Origin of the sequence: Coleofasciculus sp. F4-SAH-05 (assembly GCF_040222985.1) — a bacterium.
GTDB classification, from domain to species: domain Bacteria; phylum Cyanobacteriota; class Cyanobacteriia; order Cyanobacteriales; family Coleofasciculaceae; genus Coleofasciculus; species Coleofasciculus chthonoplastes.
This window is the reverse complement of the sequence record NZ_JAVKBY010000207.1, coordinates 1-17856: the sequence shown is the minus strand read 5'-3', so window position 1 is coordinate 17856 and position 17856 is coordinate 1. Positions and strand designations below refer to the sequence as shown.

Annotated in this window: 18 protein-coding genes and 2 pseudogenes; 11 read left to right on the top strand and 9 right to left on the bottom strand. The window is 43.1% G+C overall.

From position 1 onward, the window contains the following. The first annotated feature begins 349 nt into the window (after positions 1-349). The 4 genes from RIG27_RS24980 to RIG27_RS24965 all read left to right on the top strand — a co-directional run bounded on the left by RIG27_RS24980 (position 350) and on the right by RIG27_RS24965 (position 5350). Positions 350-1000 (top strand): sigma-70 family RNA polymerase sigma factor, encoded by a 651-nt coding sequence (locus RIG27_RS24980; RefSeq protein WP_446349692.1) that lies wholly within the window; start codon positions 350-352, stop codon positions 998-1000. Positions 1001-1223: 223 nt separating this feature from the next. Next, entirely contained in the window at positions 1224-2174 is a 951-nt protein-coding gene (locus RIG27_RS24975; RefSeq protein ID WP_446349690.1) for a DUF1822 family protein, read from the top strand. Positions 2175-2346: 172 nt separating this feature from the next. Then, on the top strand, positions 2347-4758 hold the full coding sequence (locus RIG27_RS24970) for a CHASE2 domain-containing protein (RefSeq protein WP_446349688.1): 2412 nt from the start codon (positions 2347-2349) through the stop codon (positions 4756-4758). A gap of 175 nt (positions 4759-4933) precedes the next feature. Continuing rightward, positions 4934-5350, top strand: a complete 417-nt coding sequence (locus tag RIG27_RS24965; protein WP_446349686.1) for a DUF928 domain-containing protein — start codon at positions 4934-4936, stop codon at positions 5348-5350. A 42-nt stretch (positions 5351-5392) separates the two neighbouring features. On the opposite strand, the gene RIG27_RS24960 is transcribed toward RIG27_RS24965, so the two are convergent. Next, positions 5393-6469, bottom strand: coding sequence for a fatty acid desaturase (locus RIG27_RS24960; RefSeq protein ID WP_446349684.1), 1077 nt, complete (start codon positions 6467-6469; stop codon positions 5393-5395). A 600-nt stretch (positions 6470-7069) separates the two neighbouring features. Here RIG27_RS24960 and RIG27_RS24955 point away from each other — a divergent pair. Both RIG27_RS24955 and RIG27_RS24950 read left to right on the top strand, forming a co-directional pair. Further along, positions 7070-7723 (top strand): glutathione S-transferase family protein, encoded by a 654-nt coding sequence (locus tag RIG27_RS24955; protein ID WP_446349682.1) that lies wholly within the window; start codon positions 7070-7072, stop codon positions 7721-7723. Between the two features lie 417 nt (positions 7724-8140). After that, complete coding sequence (locus RIG27_RS24950; protein ID WP_044210174.1) at positions 8141-8746, top strand: Uma2 family endonuclease; 606 nt, start codon at positions 8141-8143, stop codon at positions 8744-8746. A 207-nt stretch (positions 8747-8953) separates the two neighbouring features. On the opposite strand, the gene ilvA is transcribed toward RIG27_RS24950, so the two are convergent. Then, on the bottom strand, positions 8954-10465 hold the full coding sequence (gene ilvA / locus RIG27_RS24945) for a threonine ammonia-lyase, biosynthetic (protein ID WP_446349679.1): 1512 nt from the start codon (positions 10463-10465) through the stop codon (positions 8954-8956). Positions 10466-10644: 179 nt separating this feature from the next. Here ilvA and RIG27_RS24940 point away from each other — a divergent pair, with 179 nt between their 5' ends. Together RIG27_RS24940 and RIG27_RS24935 are read left to right on the top strand one after the other, a co-directional pair. Then, positions 10645-11154 carry a DUF262 domain-containing protein gene (locus tag RIG27_RS24940; protein ID WP_446349677.1) on the top strand — a complete coding sequence of 170 codons (510 nt, stop codon included), beginning with the start codon at positions 10645-10647 and terminating at the stop codon, positions 11152-11154. Positions 11155-11287: 133 nt separating this feature from the next. Then, on the top strand, positions 11288-12253 hold the full coding sequence (locus RIG27_RS24935; protein ID WP_446349676.1) for a hypothetical protein: 966 nt from the start codon (positions 11288-11290) through the stop codon (positions 12251-12253). A 3-nt stretch (positions 12254-12256) separates the two neighbouring features. Here RIG27_RS24935 and RIG27_RS24930 read toward each other — a convergent pair whose 3' ends face one another. From RIG27_RS24930 to proB, 6 genes and pseudogenes are all read right to left on the bottom strand, one after another. Then, positions 12257-12526: a DUF3368 domain-containing protein gene (locus RIG27_RS24930; RefSeq protein WP_446349674.1), complete on the bottom strand. Its 270-nt coding sequence runs from the start codon at positions 12524-12526 to the stop codon at positions 12257-12259. Positions 12527-12574: 48 nt separating this feature from the next. Then, on the bottom strand, positions 12575-12964 hold the full coding sequence (locus tag RIG27_RS24925; RefSeq protein WP_006104721.1) for a type II toxin-antitoxin system VapC family toxin: 390 nt from the start codon (positions 12962-12964) through the stop codon (positions 12575-12577). 11 nt (positions 12965-12975) lie between these two features. Then, the gene (locus RIG27_RS24920; RefSeq protein ID WP_446349672.1) at positions 12976-13203 is read right to left on the bottom strand and encodes a DUF2281 domain-containing protein; all 228 of its coding nucleotides are present in this window, start codon (positions 13201-13203) and stop codon (positions 12976-12978) included. A gap of 117 nt (positions 13204-13320) precedes the next feature. Continuing rightward, positions 13321-13516, bottom strand: a pseudogene (locus RIG27_RS24915) (UPF0175 family protein); the annotation flags it as partial. Between the two features lie 227 nt (positions 13517-13743). Then, positions 13744-14358, bottom strand: coding sequence for a hypothetical protein (locus RIG27_RS24910; RefSeq protein WP_446349671.1), 615 nt, complete (start codon positions 14356-14358; stop codon positions 13744-13746). 44 nt (positions 14359-14402) lie between these two features. Beyond that, complete coding sequence (gene proB / locus RIG27_RS24905) at positions 14403-15518, bottom strand: glutamate 5-kinase (protein WP_446349669.1); 1116 nt, start codon at positions 15516-15518, stop codon at positions 14403-14405. Between proB and RIG27_RS24900 the strand changes: the two genes are divergently transcribed. Next, positions 15506-15679: a hypothetical protein gene (locus RIG27_RS24900; RefSeq protein WP_446349667.1), complete on the top strand. Its 174-nt coding sequence runs from the start codon at positions 15506-15508 to the stop codon at positions 15677-15679. The genes proB and RIG27_RS24900 overlap by 13 nt on opposite strands. A gap of 203 nt (positions 15680-15882) precedes the next feature. On the opposite strand, the gene RIG27_RS24895 is transcribed toward RIG27_RS24900, so the two are convergent. Continuing rightward, on the bottom strand, positions 15883-16446 hold the full coding sequence (locus RIG27_RS24895) for a YqeG family HAD IIIA-type phosphatase (protein WP_446349750.1): 564 nt from the start codon (positions 16444-16446) through the stop codon (positions 15883-15885). Positions 16447-16802: 356 nt separating this feature from the next. Between RIG27_RS24895 and RIG27_RS24890 the strand changes: the two genes are divergently transcribed. Both RIG27_RS24890 and RIG27_RS24885 read left to right on the top strand, forming a co-directional pair. Further along, complete coding sequence (locus RIG27_RS24890) at positions 16803-17327, top strand: NAD-dependent epimerase/dehydratase family protein (protein WP_446349665.1); 525 nt, start codon at positions 16803-16805, stop codon at positions 17325-17327. Between the two features lie 17 nt (positions 17328-17344). Continuing rightward, positions 17345-17707, top strand: a pseudogene (locus RIG27_RS24885) (class I SAM-dependent methyltransferase); the annotation flags it as partial. Positions 17708-17856 lie beyond the last annotated feature (149 nt).

Here is a 17856-nt window from a genome sequence, read left to right as displayed (position 1 = left end):
TAAATTTACCTGAGCATCATATTACACCTTAATGTCGTGTTGAGGAACGAGCCATTCAATACATTAAGTAAAAAAATGTTATTTAATGTTATTTAATGTCAACAAAATTAACGGGATAAGAAGGCGATTGGACACAGGGAACACAGGTTGTCGGAGCAGGGATGCGATCGCGCCCGTTTGCCCCGGCATTTTGTGATTTCCTACTGACTAGTTTAACCTCGATCTCCAGTCGGTGTAATCGAAATCAATACCCCTATGGCAAACGGGTAGCCTTCGAGACTAAACTCTTGCATAAAATTCCTAATCTCACCAGATAAGTTAATAAAGAAAACTCTTTCCTTTACCTGAGATGGTCAATCACCAAACCCATGAACTTCACCAGCAACTGCGCCAGTTAATCGCCCAGGCTTGCTCTCACCCACCCGATACGCCTGAACGCCAGCGAGACTTGACTAAGCTGATTCGAGCGATTATAAAATCGGGCAAACTTTGGAAAGACAATGACCCTAACTATGGAGATGCCTTACAAAAAACTTGGATCTACTTATGCAAAAATATTGACAAGTATGATCCGGAACGTGCTAGTGTTATTACCTGGCTCAATGAATATCTCAAGAAACGATTACTCGATTTCAAACTCCAACGATCCCAGACTCAGAAACGGAAAATTACCGGCCATTCTAACTTGGGGCAAGACCCCGAACTATCCAGTAGCAATCCGATAGAAAACATCCCCGCTTCACCCGATATTCCACCAATTCTTGAAGAAACTAGAGAGTGGGCGCAAGCCGATTCTGATGGAGAGTTGCGTCGCATTCACATCAAGGGTCATCCGGAAATCACTTGCCAAGTGTTAATTTTACGACGTTTCCCCCCAGAAACGCCTTGGAATACTTTGGCACAAGAATTTGGTGTTTCTGTGTCAACATTAAATGCTTTTTATCGCCGCAAATGTATGCCGCGCTTGCGTAAATTTGGCGAGTCGCAGGGATATTTGTAGAAGCGGAAGGGAAGCAGCCAGAATGATAATTGCTCAGATGATTTGACCATTGATATCCGTTTGCCGATAGTCATAGCACTTAATTTATGGGTGAACTCCGATTGACTGATCTGAGCCAAGCCTGACTTGAGTATAAATTGTTACATCATTTTACATTATCGCCGCCAGTTCAACAGTTTGACAAGTTAACCCGTTTACATTATTACCATTCTACATTATAGCCATGACTTATACCCAGCCAAACATCGAAGAATTTTCCCTACCTTTGCCGATTACTCAGGTAGCCAAAAAGACAGCGCAACAGTTTGCCAGACAACAACAAACCCCCCAAAAGCAGGAACAAGTTTATCTCAATACCCTAGCCGTTTGTGCAGTCAATGATTACTTGCAAATGATGGGAATAGCTACAGACTTGACAGCGGGAGATAGCTGGAATCCCGTGATGCGCTTCTGTGTAGATGTCGCCGATTTAGACGTAACTGGAAAAGGACGCTTAGAATGTCGTCCCCTGAAAAAAGACCAGCAAATCTGTTCGATTCCGCCTGAAGTATCAGCAAAACGCATTGGCTATATCCTGGTGCAAATTGATGAATCCGTCGGAGAAGCTACATTGTTAGGCTTTACTCAAACTGTAGCCAATGAAGTCCATATCCACCAATTACAACCCATCGAAGATGTACTCACTCATCTGAGTCAAATTCAACAGCCTGAACCCATCAAACTCTCAGTCACATTAAGCCAATGGTTTGAAAATCTCTTTGAGGCGGGTTGGCAATCTCTGGATAGCCTGTTCGGTACAGAATCAGGCAATTTAGCCTGGGGATTCAGAAAGAATTCCGAGTTGACACAAGCATCGGTTAAGGGTGTCAAGCTAATCGATTTAGGCATGGAATTGGAATCTCAACCCTTGACGATGCTAGTGGGCTTAATCCAGGAAGCTGATGACAAGGTGGGTATCCGTATCCAGCTACACCCAGCGGCTGGGGAAACCTACTTACCCGCCAATCTCCAGTTGATTTTACACGCCCAATCCGGGAACATTATACAGGAGGTGCGATCGCGTACTCAAGATAACTACATTCAACTAAAACGCTTTAAAGTTCCTTATGGGAAAGGTTTCAGTATCCAAGTGGTGTTGGATGGTGTGAGCGTGATAGAAGAGTTTAGCGTTTGAGTAAACAGATAAAGCTGAGATAGAGAGGTTAATTGCAGAGTCAGGCTCTAAACCTACAATTTCTCCGTTGTTACCTAGAGGGGCGGGTTTAGTTCAGTTATCGGTTTTGTCAAAAACGTTATCGGTAAAACCCGCCCCTACAACCCTTCTGCCTTAATTATTTCTGAGGGAAATGAGTAAGCTAGTTGTCTTAAATCTAGGACATGGTAACTTAAACGATGGTTTTCCTGTTGTTATCGCTCAACTACGGGAAACTGATAATCCTCACCCGATACAATTGACGGGAAGCTTACCGCCAGCACCCGCAATTCTCGAACTTTACCGCCGTTGGCAATTACTATACGAGTTACTCTATGAATCCTTAGCGCAAGAAAATCCGGAACTCTATCAGAATCGAATGTGGCGTCACTCCTCAGTCATTGATGAAGACTTTGAAATTGATGATGGTGATGTTACCCAAGTTTCCGATGCCGATTTCAATAATGTCTGTCAGGAATTACAAAACCACATTAACACCTGGTTTAACGCGGATGAATTTAGAACCATCGACCAGAAATTACGACTTTATTTAGCTCACACCGATGAAATTCGTGTAATTATTGAAACGGAAGATAACCAACTGAGAAAAATTCCCTGGCATCTCTGGAGTTTTTTTCAGGATTATCCTCACGCCGAAATTGCTGTTAGTGCCATAAACTATGAAAAAAGCCAAACGCCTGATAAGTTGTCTGCTAAACGAGTTAATATTTTAGCCATTCTCGGCAATAGCACGGGTATTGATGTTGAAGCGGATCGACAGTTGCTCAAAGAATTGCCAGATGCCGAAATTTCATTTTTAGTTGAACCTAGCCGCCGAGAATTAAATGCCCAACTGTGGCATGAACGCGGCTGGGATATCTTGTTTTTTGCTGGACATAGTTCTAGCCAAGCTGATGGTGAAATTGGTCAATTATTTATCAACCAAAACGATAGTTTAACGATATCTCAGCTTAAACATGGTTTGAGTAAATCTATTGTTCGGGGTTTAAAAATCGCGATTTTTAACTCTTGTGATGGCTTGGGATTAGCACGAGAACTCGCTTCTTTACACATCCCGCAAATGATTGTCATGCGTGAACCTGTACCAGATCAAGTGGCACAGGACTTTTTAAAAGAGTTTCTGACGGCTTTTTCGAGAGGAGAATCCTTTTATTTAGCAGTACGTGAAGCCAGGGAAAAATTGCAGGGATTAGAGAATGATTTCCCCGGTGCGAGTTGGTTACCTTTGATTTGCCAAAATCCGGCGGCGATTCCTCCCAGTTGGCAGGATTGGCTGGATAATCGCAGCAGAAAAGAGGACAAGAAAACCCGGAAACGAAGAAATCAGGGAAGCATTAAACCTGCGTTTATGACAAGTGTCGTGGTAACAGGATTGGTTATCGTCACCCGGTATCTTGGACTACTACAACCTTGGGAGTTAAAAGCCTATGATTATGTTATGCGATCGCGCCCCGATGAAGCACCCGATTCCCGTCTCTTGGTGGTGACGATTACAGACAAGGATTTGCAGTTACCGGAACAGGAAAATAGACGCGGTTCACTTTCTGATGAAGTGTTCTATAAACTGGTGCAGAAACTGGAAGCTTATCAACCCAGAGTTATTGGCTTGGATATTTTTCGTGATCCCCCCGATTATCAACCAAAACTGGCTCAATTAAAGGCTTATTTGCGTGAAGATGACCGTTTTTTTGCCATCTGTCATATCGGCATACCGGGGGATGACTATTCAAGTATTTCACCTCCACCAGGTATACCCAGAGAACGACTAGGATTTAGCAATGTTCTGCCGGATTCCGATGGTATTGTGCGTCGCCATCTTTTATCAATGGGGGTTCCGGCGACGTCTCCCTGTACAACACCCTACGCCCTTAGCTTTCAATTAGCGACTCATTATCTTAAGGCTGAAGGCATTACCCCTAAGTTGACTCAACCGGAAATCTGGGTGCGTAGAAGAAAAAAAGCGCTTACTACAAACTATCGCGTAAAAGCACCAATGGGAGGGTATAAAAAAGCCGATACCTGGGGAAATCAAATCTTACTGAATTACCGTTCCTATCGTGCTGTTGACAAAATTGCCCCTATCGTTAGCCTAACCGATGTTCTCCAGGATAAGGTTCAACCCGAACTGGTGAAAAATCGGATTATTTTGATTGGGGCGCACCACTCCCAATCCAATGACTATTTTCTCACTCCTTATAGTCAAGATAATTCCCCGGCTCAACAAATTCCAGGGGTGATTCTCCACGCCCAAATGGTGAGTCAAATCCTCAGTGCGGTTTTAGATGGACGACCATTGTTAACCATCCTACCGCCTTGGGGAGATATCTTATGGATTTGGGGTTGGTCCGGTGTGGCGGGTATACTGGCTTGGCGGTTAAACTCACCCATCCATTTCGCGATCGCCAGCGCCATGGCTTTGGTTATTCTATATGGAGGATGTTATTACCTGTTTACCCAAGGCATTTGGATACCCCTGGTTCCCTCAGCCTTGGCGATAGTGGGTACAAGTGGCGGCGCGATCGTTTATTCTAGGATAAAAGGGTAGAAGAGTAGAATAATAGTCAATTTTTAAGACAATGCTGACCCAACAAAAATTATTTAATAGACTACTACTACATCCCGGCTTCAAATACCTACCAGTTAACATAAACCAAAAAGCCTCCCGCCTTCTGCCTCCTGCCTTCTGCCTTCTTGCACTAGCTTGGGCAATGAGTTTGGCGATGATTAGCTTAACGCCAGTACAAGCACAGTCAATCCCAGGAGAAGGTTATGCACAACAACCCCCGCCAAATCCTGGGGATGATGCACCAGAGGGAACTGTTCCAGCCGGAAGTCGTGGTCCTTGTCCGGATATCCAGCAACCTCTGACGCCTTTGGTTTTAGTTACTCAAGAGTCGGCGGATTCAGACCAACAATTGCGCTGGGGATTTACGACTCAAGACTATCCTACGTTTTGGTTTTATGTGCCTTATGCGCCAGAGTCTATTCGTTCGGCTAAGTTTTCTCTGCAAACTCGACGGGGTGAGAGAGTCTATGAAATGCCGTTATCCCTGACTGGAATACCGGGAGTTACTATAGTAACGTATCAGGGAAATAGAGAAGATAACAATTACGTTGTTAATCTTCTCTATCGTTAAAATTTCCTGATTGGTTAAATGAGTGAATCCGTATTTTAGCCTTTAGTTGGCTCGCGGATTTCTGGGTGATTCATAGTAAACGGGAGATCCTTGATCCGCAACAAAATGACAAGCCCAGTAAGAACGAATAAAGCTCTTCCAAATCGGCTCATTTGAGCAGCGATAATAATCGCCTAACATCGGCTTAATTGCCTCGGTTGCCGTTTTCAAGTGATAGTGGGGCATATTCAAGAAAATATGATGCGCCACATGAGTCCCGATATTATGATGAATGGGATTGATAAAGCCGTAATCCCGATCAATCGTTGATAATGCTCCTTTAAGGAAATACCAATCGTTTCCTCGATACCAGGGAAGATCTGGTTCGGTATGATGCAGGAACGTGACCAAATCTAGCCACATTACAAACACGATATAAGGAACCAGGTAATACTTCACCAGAAATAGCCAACCGAACTGAAAAGTCAGTCCACCTAAAAAGGTAACCATTAATATCCAGAGGGTAGAACTGGTGACAATATCCCATTTTTCTGAGGGACGGAATAACGGACTGCTGGGCAAAAAGTGGGAACCTTTGCGATCAGACGATCGCTTAAATAGATAGAGGGGATAAGCTAGCAATGGTAAATTAAAGCGGAATAGCTTTTCATACCATGGCATCCGCTCATACTTACTCTGAGATACCGGATACCAGCTTTCATCGGTTTCCAGGCTACCCGTATTAGCATGATGGGTTCTGTGACTGATGCGCCACCCGTGGAAGGGCACCAGAATGGGAGTGTGAGACAGATGTCCAATCAGGTTATTCAGCCATTTAATCTTAGAGAAAGAGCCATGACCGCAGTCATGACCAACCACAAACAACGCCCAAAACATGGTTCCTTGGAGTAACCAGAAGATTGGGAAAAAGAACCAGGAATCTAGCTTATAGGCGATGGCATAAAATCCAGCGATGATGCCAATGTCTAGAAAGAAATAACTGAGAGACTTCCAGACAGAGGGTTCAAAACAATAGGCAGGAATTGCCGTTTTCAAGTCTTGAAGAGTAAAGGGTAACTCTTCTTTCCGAATGGATGGGGCTGTAATTGTTGTCGGCTTGAGAACTGTGTTTGATTGCACTAAACTTCTAATTTAATTGAAAAACCTACATTTAATCATCTACCTGCCACACATAGTATGCCAGGTAAACCGGGTAAATATAGGTTTGAATTACACAAGCTTGATTGTAACCTTTTATGACCTTAGTTGTTCAAATAAATCTGAAATTAGTGGATCAGTTGTTTGTCAGTCAATAACTACGCGATCGCGCAAGCGGCTCATCCCATTAGCACCAAAATAGCATTTATGCCAGATGTTGCCTTTGATCCCCATAGCAATATCTTATAGTATCAGTCAGTGCAAAACATAGTTGACACAATACTATAAATATGCATTCAGTAGTCAATCAGACGTAGCTCTAACACTATAACTAGATGTGTTGGTTTAAGCAACCTCAACCCAACCTACAATAATAAAAGTGCGATCGCGTTCATCTTCATATCGATCTCGATGCTAGCTTGACCCGTACAGAACGATTCAGGTACAAGATAAGCCTATTTCTGAGACAATCATTGAGGAACGCCGCTAGATGGCTACCTCTATATGACATCTGGCGAGTGAGATTGCTAGAATTAGAGTCCTACTTATAGGGTATAATTGTTATTAAAAGAATTTCCTCTAATGCTAACGTTCTACTATAATCCAATTTCTGTTAATGCTCGCCGAGTTTGGGTGACATTACTGGAAAAACAAATTCCCTTTGAGCCAATTTTGGTGAATCTAGATGGAGATCACCTGAGTGAGGATTTTACCGCCATTAACCCGCTTCAGCGAATTCCTGTCGTCATCGATAACGGATTTCGGATCGTTGAGTCGTTAGCCATTTTGGACTATTTAGAGGCAAAGTATCCAACGCCATCATTGATGCCTAATGAAATTGACGCGATCGCAACGGTTCGGATGGTAGAAATGATAGCCGTCAATGACCTTCAGCCGCTGATGATTCCGTTAACGAAACAATTAGTTGGACTGGAAGTCAATTCTGATAAAATTGACAATGCTCGGCAACGCATAACGACGATTATCCAATTTTATGAAAATCTTTTAGCGGAACAGTCTTACTTTGTGAATAATCAAATCACCCTAGCGGATATCGTAGCTGGAACACTCATTCCCTCCTTACCTCAATTGGGTTTATCTCTAGACAATTACCCATCCCTAAAAACATGGTCACAGCAGCTTGAGCAGAGAGAAAGTTGGCAACAGACATCTGTGAAACCTGAAATGATTGAAGCCGCTCTCCCCAATATGCGAGCAATTTTAGAGAAGCGATAATTCAATGTATCTAGCAATTATTGCTATCGCTATTAACATCTGTCTTAGTGAAAAGACGTAATATAGCACTACGGGGATACATTAGGACATCAGTTGCTCCTAAGAGGGAACAGGGAACAGAGAACAGGGAACAGGGAACAGTAAAGAATGTCCTAACCTGCCAAAGTCGCTGCTATAAGTCCATTGTAGGGGCGGGTTTAGCCACTCAGGTAAGCTTATTACCGATAACTATTCAACAAAACCCGCCCTTATTCTGTCGGGACGATCTGAATAAGCTGTTATGCATTTAAATTGGGTATTAGTAGCGAGTAAGATGTGAATAAAAAAGGTGGATTGGATATGAGACAATCATAGAGATAAGGCTTCCCGTTCTACAAGCTAGAATAAACAATAAAACTGCCTCTCCTGAAAAACGCCATGACTTACACCCCCTCTAAACTTATAACATTCGATCAATTTATAGCAGAATACGGAGATAATCCCAGGTACGAACTTATTGATGGAGAACTACGAGACATGGAACCAACAGGTTCTCATGAAGAAGTTGCTTGGACTATTGCGGGTAGAATCTATGCCGAAATTATTGGTAATCAGTTAAACTGGCTAATTCCCAAAAGTTGTTTAATTAAACCACTCGCGGCTGAAGCGACAGCACTACGCCCTGATGTCATTGTTTTAGACAAAGCCGAACTCAGCAACGAACCGCTTTGGCAAAAAGAGCCAATTATTTGTAATGGCAAAACCATCAAACTTGTTGCCGAAGTTGTTAGCACCAACTGGCAAGATGACTATGCCAGAAAAGTCGAAGAGTATGCGGTTCTAGGCATTCCCGAATTCTGGATTGTAGACTTTCGCGGCTTAGGCGGTTGGCAATTCATTGGCAACCCTAAACAACCCACTTTTACAGTATGCCAACTCATGAGGGGGGCGTATCAGCAGCAAAAATATCGCTTGGGAGATACAATTACATCTTACCTCCTGCCAAACTTACAACTCAAACTCGACGATGTGATGCCCAATTAATTATTTATGGTAATCAGTATAATCACCTATCCCTGTAGGTTGGGTTTCGACTTCGCTCAACCCCACATCTCTAGTCATATAGCACTACGCACTAAGGTTAGGACAAATGAAGAAAAATTCAAATCGCTCAATTCCTTGTAAGGTAAGCTTTTGTCTTCACTATTGCAAGAAAGCCTATTGCCTATTCCCTGGCGCGTAGCGCTATAACTATCCCAAAAACAGCTTATACGCCGGATTCTGGTTTTCATCCCAATAGCGATAACCCAAGGTATCCAGAAACCCTTGCCATTCCTCCATCTCGTGCGGCGGAACCTGCATTCCCACGACAATACGCCCATAATCTGCCCCATTATTCCGGTAGTGAAATAGGCTAATATTCCAATTAGGACTCATAGAACCGACAAACTTCATTAAAGCACCCGGACGTTCAGGAAACTCAAAGCGGTAAAGTAATTCATTATCCGCTAAGGGAGAATGTCCGCCTACCATGTGCCGTAGGTGCATTTTTGTCAGTTCATCATCGGTTAAATCTACGGTTTTGAATCCACACCCTTCAAAGGCTTCTATCATCTTAGCGGCGTCGCTGCGGTTGGCAATTTGAACGCCGACAAAAATATGTGCCTCATTTTCAGCAGAAATGCGATAATTAAACTCAGTTAGATTTCGTTTACCCAAGCATTCACAAAACTGACGCAAACTACCCGGTTTTTCGGGAATTGTCACAGCAAAAATAGCTTCGCGACGTTCGCCAAATTCTGCCCGTTCTGCCACAAAGCGAAGACGGTCAAAGTTCATATTAGCACCGCAGGCAACAGCAACTAAGGTTTGTCCCTGAATTTGCTCACGTTCAACATAAGTTTTAGCGGCTGCGATCGCTAATGCCCCAGCAGGTTCTAAAATAGAGCGTGTATCCTCGAAGACATCTTTAATTGCAGCGCAGGTGGCATCGGTATCCACCAGAATAATCTCATCCACATATTCCTGACACAGGCGAAAGGTTTCTTCCCCCACTTCTCGCACCGCTACCCCATCAGCAAATAAGCCCACTTGAGGCAATCGCACCCGTTTCCCAGCTTTCAGAGATTGATACATAGCATCCGCATCTACAGGTTCAACGCCAATTATTTTAATTTGGGGATACAACCGTTTCACATACGCCCCAATCCCAGAAATTAATCCACCGCCACCAATGGCGACAAAAATAGCATGGATAGGTTGCTGATATTGGCGGAGAATTTCCATGCCAATCGTACCTTGTCCGGCAATCACATCCGGATCATCAAAGGGATGAATAAAGGTTAACCCTTTTTCGGCTTCCAGTTTCCGGGCAAAGGCGTAGGCTTCATCGTAGGTTTCTCCCTGCAAAACCACCTCTCCCCCACGGGATTTAACCGCATTGACTTTAACTTGGGGTGTGGTTACGGGCATCACAATAATCGCTTGGGTGCCTAGCTGACGGGCAGCTAGGGCGACGCCTTGGGCATGATTTCCGGCAGATGCTGCAATCACGCCCTGTGCCAGCATATCGGGGGGGAGTTGTACCATTTTGTTATACGCCCCGCGCAGTTTGAAGGAAAAGACGGATTGCATATCCTCCCGTTTGAGTAGGAGTTGGTTATTCAGGCGTGCGGATAGATTGGGGGCGTATTCTAGAGGGGTTTCTTGGGCAACATCGTAGACGCGGGCGGTGAGGATTTGTACTAGGTAGTCACAAAGCATAGGTAAACAGGGTGGCAGATGCGGGGTGTAACGAAAATTTTACTTTATTGGCGTCGCTGGTTGTGGCGGTGAGGTGCGATCAGTACTGCTAACCGAAAGCTCACTGTGCTAGCTTAAAAGGGCATCCTCATCTAAATTACTCTATAGTAATCGTTCTCTAAACCGTTTTTTACCTCGTTATGGCTGAAACATACTACTTTGTGAAAGATTTAATTAATGACCTAGAGAGGGGGAGAATTAGAATTCCTTCTTTTCAAAGAGGTTTTGTTTGGAATCCAGAACAAGTTTCTTATTTTATAGACAGTATATACAAAGGTTTCCCGTTTGGATCTATCTTGCTCTGGAGAACCAGAAACCCATTACGAACAGAAAGAAACCTGGGTCCATATAAACTGCCCAATAACGATCCACAATATCCGATCGACTATGTTCTTGATGGTCAGCAAAGAATAACTTCTATTTTTGGTATTTTTCAGAATACGCTTCCTGCCGAAGAAAATCAAGAGACGAATTGGACTAACTTGTTTTTTGAACTTAATAGTGAAGAGTCTGTACCATTTAAGTACCTGGACGACCCAGAAAACTATGATAGCAATCAATTTTTTCCATTAAAATATGTTTTTGACTCGCCTAGATATAGGCAAATTACAAGAGGGTTAGATGAAGAGCTAGCAAAAAAAAATAGATGAGTTAGTAGATAGATTTACAAAAGCAACAATACCTTTAGAACGTTTTGAAACAGAAGAAAGGAAATATGTTGCAACTGTATTTGAAAGAATAAATCGACAAAAAGTAGATTTAGACACATTTGATTTATTGTCAGTGTGGAACTGGAGTGAAGACTTCGATTTACAAGATAAATTTAGAGAAATATCTGATGAATTAGAGCGATTTGGATTCAAAAAAATAGGTTCTGAATTGCTTTTAAAATGTTGCTCTGCTGTTATAATAAATAGCTCTAAGCCAGAAGCTTTTATAGATCTGCCAGGTAGTGAAGTAAGAGAAAAATTTAATGAAATTAAGACAGGAATATTTGGAGCAATAGACTTTTTAAAAGCCGAATTAAATGTATTTTCATTAAAACTTTTACCGATGGAAAATATATTGGTTGTTCTTACATCATTCTTTGCTTCTTCACAAAAACAACCTCCTCCAGTACCTCAAGAACAATGTCAAACTTTAAAGAAGTGGTTCTGGCGTTCGTGCTTCTCTCAAAGATATGCTAGAGGAGGCTCTAAAAGTACTGATATAGATATTGATGCAGTATATAAACTAAAAATAAATGAGTCTAACATATTAGGAGATATTAACCTTTCCCTAGACAATAATTACTTTATAAAAAATAATTTTAATATGGGTGCTATTGCAACTAAAACCTTTATTTTATTATTGGCACAAGGAAAACCAAAGAGTTTTATTCAGGGTATTAACATAAACCTAGGAGATGTTCTGTCTCAAGGGAATCGCAAAGAATTTCATCATATTTTTCCTAAAGCGTATCTAGAGAGATTGGGTGGAAAATCTAAAGATAAAATCAATAGCCTTGCTAATTTATCAATTTTACAAAGAACTGAAAATAAAAAAATAAGCGACAAGTCGCCAAGTGAATATCGCTCTGAGATGCCTGAAGATAACCAAGAAGTGGAGGAAATATTGGCAACCCATTTCTGTCCCATTGAAATGTTCAAAGATGATTATGATATATTTCTCAACTCAAGAGCTGAATTGCTTCTGACAAAAGCCAAAGAGCTATCACAGTGCGATCGCACATCAGAGGAAAATTGTTAGAGTTTATAATTCTCCTACTATTGCCAAAATTTGGTTATACAGAACTGGAGACACTCTAAACTGGTATGTAGCAATGAGTTCATCCATTAAAGGTTGAACCGCAGGAATAAACGATCGCTGTTTGGCTTCCACCAATACTCCTAGTAAGCCAGTAATCCTGATACCTAGACGGTTCGCTGCTGTTCTACCACGACGCTCATCAATGAGTAACAAGTCAGCATTGATTTCCAGTGCTAAAGCGATCGCTTCGGATTCGCCTGGATCGAGTTGCACTGTATGAAAGCAATTGCTCAACCATTGCGCGATCGCTCTTTTGATCAGCTATCGTAAAAACTGAGCCATTTGATAAGCCATAACTGCTGCATCAGCCGTCACGATTGTCAAGTTGTGCTGTAAAGCTTGACAGATCAGTAATCGGTCAAATGGATCGCGGTGTAGTGAGGGTAAGTTGATTAACTGAACCACACTTGCCTCATCAACAGCAAGGCTATCAATCTGGTGTCGTTCGCGTTGCTTGGGCAAATAAATTTCAGGAGACTCTGGGAGTAAGAGTTTGCCGAGTTGATACTTGATGATACACTCCCATAACGAGACAACACTCAGATAAACATCATTGTCAGGATTTTGAATGGTATCACGAAAGGTTGCTGATAGCTGATGACTACCGCTGATGAACCAGAGGAAAATGTGAGTATCTAACAATAATTTCATTTGTTGAACAATTAGCCTTCAAAATCACGAATAATCTCATCAGGCAATGGATCGTTAAATTCTGGGGGGACTGTAAACTCTCCTGCACAAAGGGCAAATGGACGGAGTTGTTTTTGCTTGTCAGGAAATATGGTCGGACTTTTACGAGATTTAGTAAACAGTAAAAAATCTAAAACTTCCTCAACTAAAAAATCTGGAGCTTGAGCAATTTCCTGAATAAGTTGTTCTCTTGCAGACATTTTCACAATTCTCCGGGTTGGGGCAGTTTATTAACCACCTAATTAGGCGATCAATATTATTTTATCCCACATTCCACATCTCTAAGTTTGTCAAGACGGAAGTATCACTAATAACTATCACAGCCGATCCAATTTCCGCAGGTTTTTTAGATCTAGCTCGAAGTCTTCAATATCGTAGTTATAGAGGGGTATTTGGCGCTGTTTGAGCAATTTCCGGAAGGCACCATCTGACTATTTGAGCTAAGTGACTGGCGTGACCAATCGTTAGCCGACCCGCTTGAAATAGCAGTAGTGCAATTTCTTGTTTAAATTGTTTGTAGTAAGCGCTTTAGCGCTTCTTCTGGCTCTAAAGTGCCTACTACGAACTCAGCTTAAGTCAGCGCCATCCGACTTAAGGGTTTGTCATCGTTTGTAATGGGTGATACGAGCGCTGATGGCGAAGACAGCGCAACTACGAACGTAAGCTATGTCAGTGACATGCAATTGAGGGTAATGTCGGCTGCACTTCAAGGATTGCTTGCTGTCTGGTTCGCGATCGCGCTATGGAGTTGAGGCTTGGCTTGGCTGGAGCAAACTTGAGCGCTCAAGTAATGAAACCAGGCTTTCATTCATTCCTGAACAATCACAGCTTTTAGAAATGACAACGGCTCCGGGAACATCGTTTATATCTACCCAAAACTCAGCATGAGCATCGGGAATTCCCACAGCCTCTTGATTCCGATATTCAACTAGATAGCCTTGCTTACCATCAAAAGTATAGGGTGATATTTTTTCATGTTCTCTACTCTTTTGTTCCACCAATTGACGTAATTCTAGATTGTTTGGGTTTTCAACAGTGCGAACTAAGGTGTAAGCATATCCACGTCCCAATGCTTTTCTACCTCTAGCTATGCAAGATAATAATTCATACGTGCCTGGATCGACAATTTTGACGTTGCCGTTGTTAAGGCGCATTGCTCTGAAATTGGAGGGGATGGTGAGTTCTATGCCAAACTTATCGAGTTCTAAGTTTCTGGTTGTCTCTGCTGCTGGAATTGAACCCGGATCATCACAATATTGGTCAGGCTGGGCAATCCCTGGCTCCACTCCAGCCAGAAAAGAGAGTGATGCTCCAGCAAAGGCAACTATTAATTGAGTGTTCAATAGTCGGTTCATAATTATTTGTCCCAATTCAACAGGTATAATTTTGCGAATCGCCTTCAGACATTACTCAAAACCAGGTTATCTCGATGCACGACGGTTTCGGCTCCACCGTAGCCCAAAATTTCCGGAATGTCGGCTGATTTATGTCCCCGAATTTTCTGTAATTCTAGACTGCTGTAGTTAACCAATCCTCTAGCCATTTCTAAGCCATGACTATCACAGAGTTGTACCGCATCCGAGGCGTGAAAATTACCCTCAATCGCAGTAATTCCGGCTGATAATAAAGACTTACCCCCTTGACAAATTGCCTTCACTGCACCCTCATCTAAATACAGCTTACCCGCCGGAACTAAACTATTAGCAATCCAACGCTTACGGGCATTTTCGGTTCGGGGTTGGGGGGAAAATTGGGTTCCTAATGGTTCTCCCTGTAAGATTTTTTCGATCGCTTCGGGATGTCGTCCTTGAGTAATCACAGTTCTGACTCCCGCACTCGTGGCAATTCTGGCGGCGGTAATTTTGGTTACCATTCCCCCTGTTCCCCACTGAGAACCTGCGTTCCCAGTTTGTATCTGAAGTTCGGCTAATTCTTCCATGCTGTTGACCAGGGTAATGGGTTCAGCATCAGGGACTTGACGCGGATCAGCCGAATAGAGTCGATCAACATCAGTTAATAAGAATAACCAATCCGCTTCGATTAAACTCGCCACCATTGCAGAAAGGGTATCGTTATCGCCAAATTTGAGTTCCTCGACAGCAACGGTATCATTTTCATTCACTACGGGAATGACACCAAGCTGCAACAGTTCTCGAAATGTCGCGTAAGCATTAACATAGCAACTGCGCTGTACTAAGTCTTGGCGGCTTAACAAAATTTGCGCGATCGCTTGCTCAAGACTGGAAAATAAATCATCATAGACTCGCATTAACCGTCCCTGACCTACAGCCGCGACAGCTTGCTTGAGGGCGAGGGTTTGAGGACGAGTCTTTAATCCCAATCGTCCACACCCAACTCCCACCGCGCCAGAGGTGACTAAGACTACACCATAGCCAGAAGAACGTAACCTAGTTAGCGTTTCTACTAGCATTGCAATCGTTGACAGCGCTAATTGACCCGTTTCTGGATGCGTCAGGCTGGATGTACCCACTTTGACAACAATTGTTTCGGTCATTGGTCATTTGTCATTTGTCATTGGTCATTGGTCATTGGTCATTGGTCATTTGTCATTTGTCATTTGTCATTTGTCAAGTCGGGGCGGGTTTAGTTACATCTAGGTTTCACCGAAAAGATAGTAGTGAAACCCGCCCCTACACAATCTCCCCCATCTCCTGATAACTGCTCACTGATAACTGCTCACTGATAACTCGCCCTCTCAACACAATAGAGCGCTACGTCCTCAACTAAGGGATATAGCGCTCGCTATGTTATAACAGGTGTTCTTATTATGGTTAGGGTCTTTATAATGGCTGACCCCATTTGAACTATTATCAGGATCTCATGATTTTTGGGTTGCCTGCATTTTTATAATCTTTTCTTTATATTTCTGTTTGTCTTGATTTATCATTTTTTGTAAAGTTATGTTGCTTGCTGGGCAGTGATACGCCAAGAATTTGAGTGACCCATACTTCAAAGTCGCGAATCGGGGAAGAGTAGGCAGTTTGAGAGGGATCTATCATCGGTTCGACGAGAATGGTAAACATTCCCAATCGGTTACCTGCCAAGACATCTGTAAACAAGCGATCGCCTACCATAGCGATTTGTTCGACTGGCAAATTCATGGCGGCGGCGGCTTGTTTTAATTTGCGTCGGGATGGTTTAACCGCACCGTGGAGATAAGGCAGATTCAGGGAGTTAGCAATCCCACCAATGCGCGTCTCACTCAGATTATTACTCACTAGCCACAGAGACGCTACTGATCGAATATCTTCAACCCACGCCCTGAGTTCGTCTGAGGCTTGGGAGGCTTTCAGAGGAACCAAGGTTTCGTCTACATCCAGCACTAATCCTTTAAGCTTATAGTGTTGCAGGATATCTCGGGTTAACCCCACAATTGGAGCCTCCAGAACTAAGTCAGGTTCCAAGTTTGATACCCAAGCCATCTTTTCTAAGTTTGATACCCAAGACATAAGCCGCGATTTGTCCTCAGCCAGTAATTTCATTCCCACCTACTCAACATTCCCACCTACTCAATGGTTGTCGCAGTGTTCCTGCTTCATATAGCGTAGCAGTCTTCGAGATCGCAAGGGTGAAACGGGAGGGGACTTGAGCCGATCAGTTTAGTCTCACTCTTGACAATCCCCGTCCTATAAGTAAGGGGATTCTTAGTTCCACGACACACCTTATAGCTATCTATCCTTGCGGCAATACTTAAACCAAATACCCGTAGAAAACCACATTTTTATATTAAAAAAGGTTAATTTTTAATAGCCATAACAATCTGAGTGAATACGGGTTTATGAACAATTCCGACCTTGTTGTCATTCCAGCTAGGCTAGATGAACTCTCCCAAGTTTATATTAAGAGTGACGGTACCCCGTGGCGTCCCATTGTTCATATCGAAGATATCTCACGAGCCTTTATTGCAGTACTCCATGCTCCCCGTGAGGTAATTCACAATCAAGCCTTTAATGTGGGACGTAATCAAGACAACTATCGCATTCGGGATTTAGCGGAAATTGTCAAACAAACAGTACCCGGTTGCCGCATTGAATATGCCAAGGAGGCTGGACCCGATAAGCGCTGTTATCGGGTGAACTGTAGCAAAATCGCCCAAACATTACCGGAGTTCCAACCCCAATGGAATGCGCGACGGGGGGCAAAAGAACTCTACACCGCCTATCAGAAAATCGGCTTAACCCTGGATGAGTTTGAGGGGATGAAATATAAGCGGATTGCCCATATTCAACACCTGTTGAGTCAGGGTGAACTCGATGCCAACCTGCGCTGGCACACTGTAGCATCTGTACCATCTCTGGTGTAATCGAAGGAGGATTTGTCATGAACGATTCTGCGATCGCCTGCCGTTCTTGTGGCTATACTAAACTAGAGCCAATTTTATCCTTTGGCAAAACACCTCTAGCCGATGCCCTGTTAACCAAAGAGCAACTTGACCAACCGGAGATAATCGAGTCCCTAGACTTGGTATTTTGCCCCCAATGCTCTCTGGTACAGATTACCAAAACGGTTCCCCCAGAAATTCTCTTTTGTCGAGATTATCCCTATTTCTCCTCTGTTTCCAAATCCCTACTGAACCACTTTGGGGATAGTGCGAAAGCCTTGATTGAATCGCGGCAATTAAATTCCGAGAGTCTTGTCGTCGAAGCCGCGAGTAACGACGGGTATATGCTAAAAAACTGGCTCTTCCGTACCTGTTATGCTAAATTGCATCAGAATACGCCCAAAATCCTTGCTAAGCAAGGATTTTGGGCGTTATTTCGAGTTAACTTAGACTGTGGAGGCATAAAATCACGGTATAACTGAATTTGGAGCCGTTTTAACTAACAGTTTGG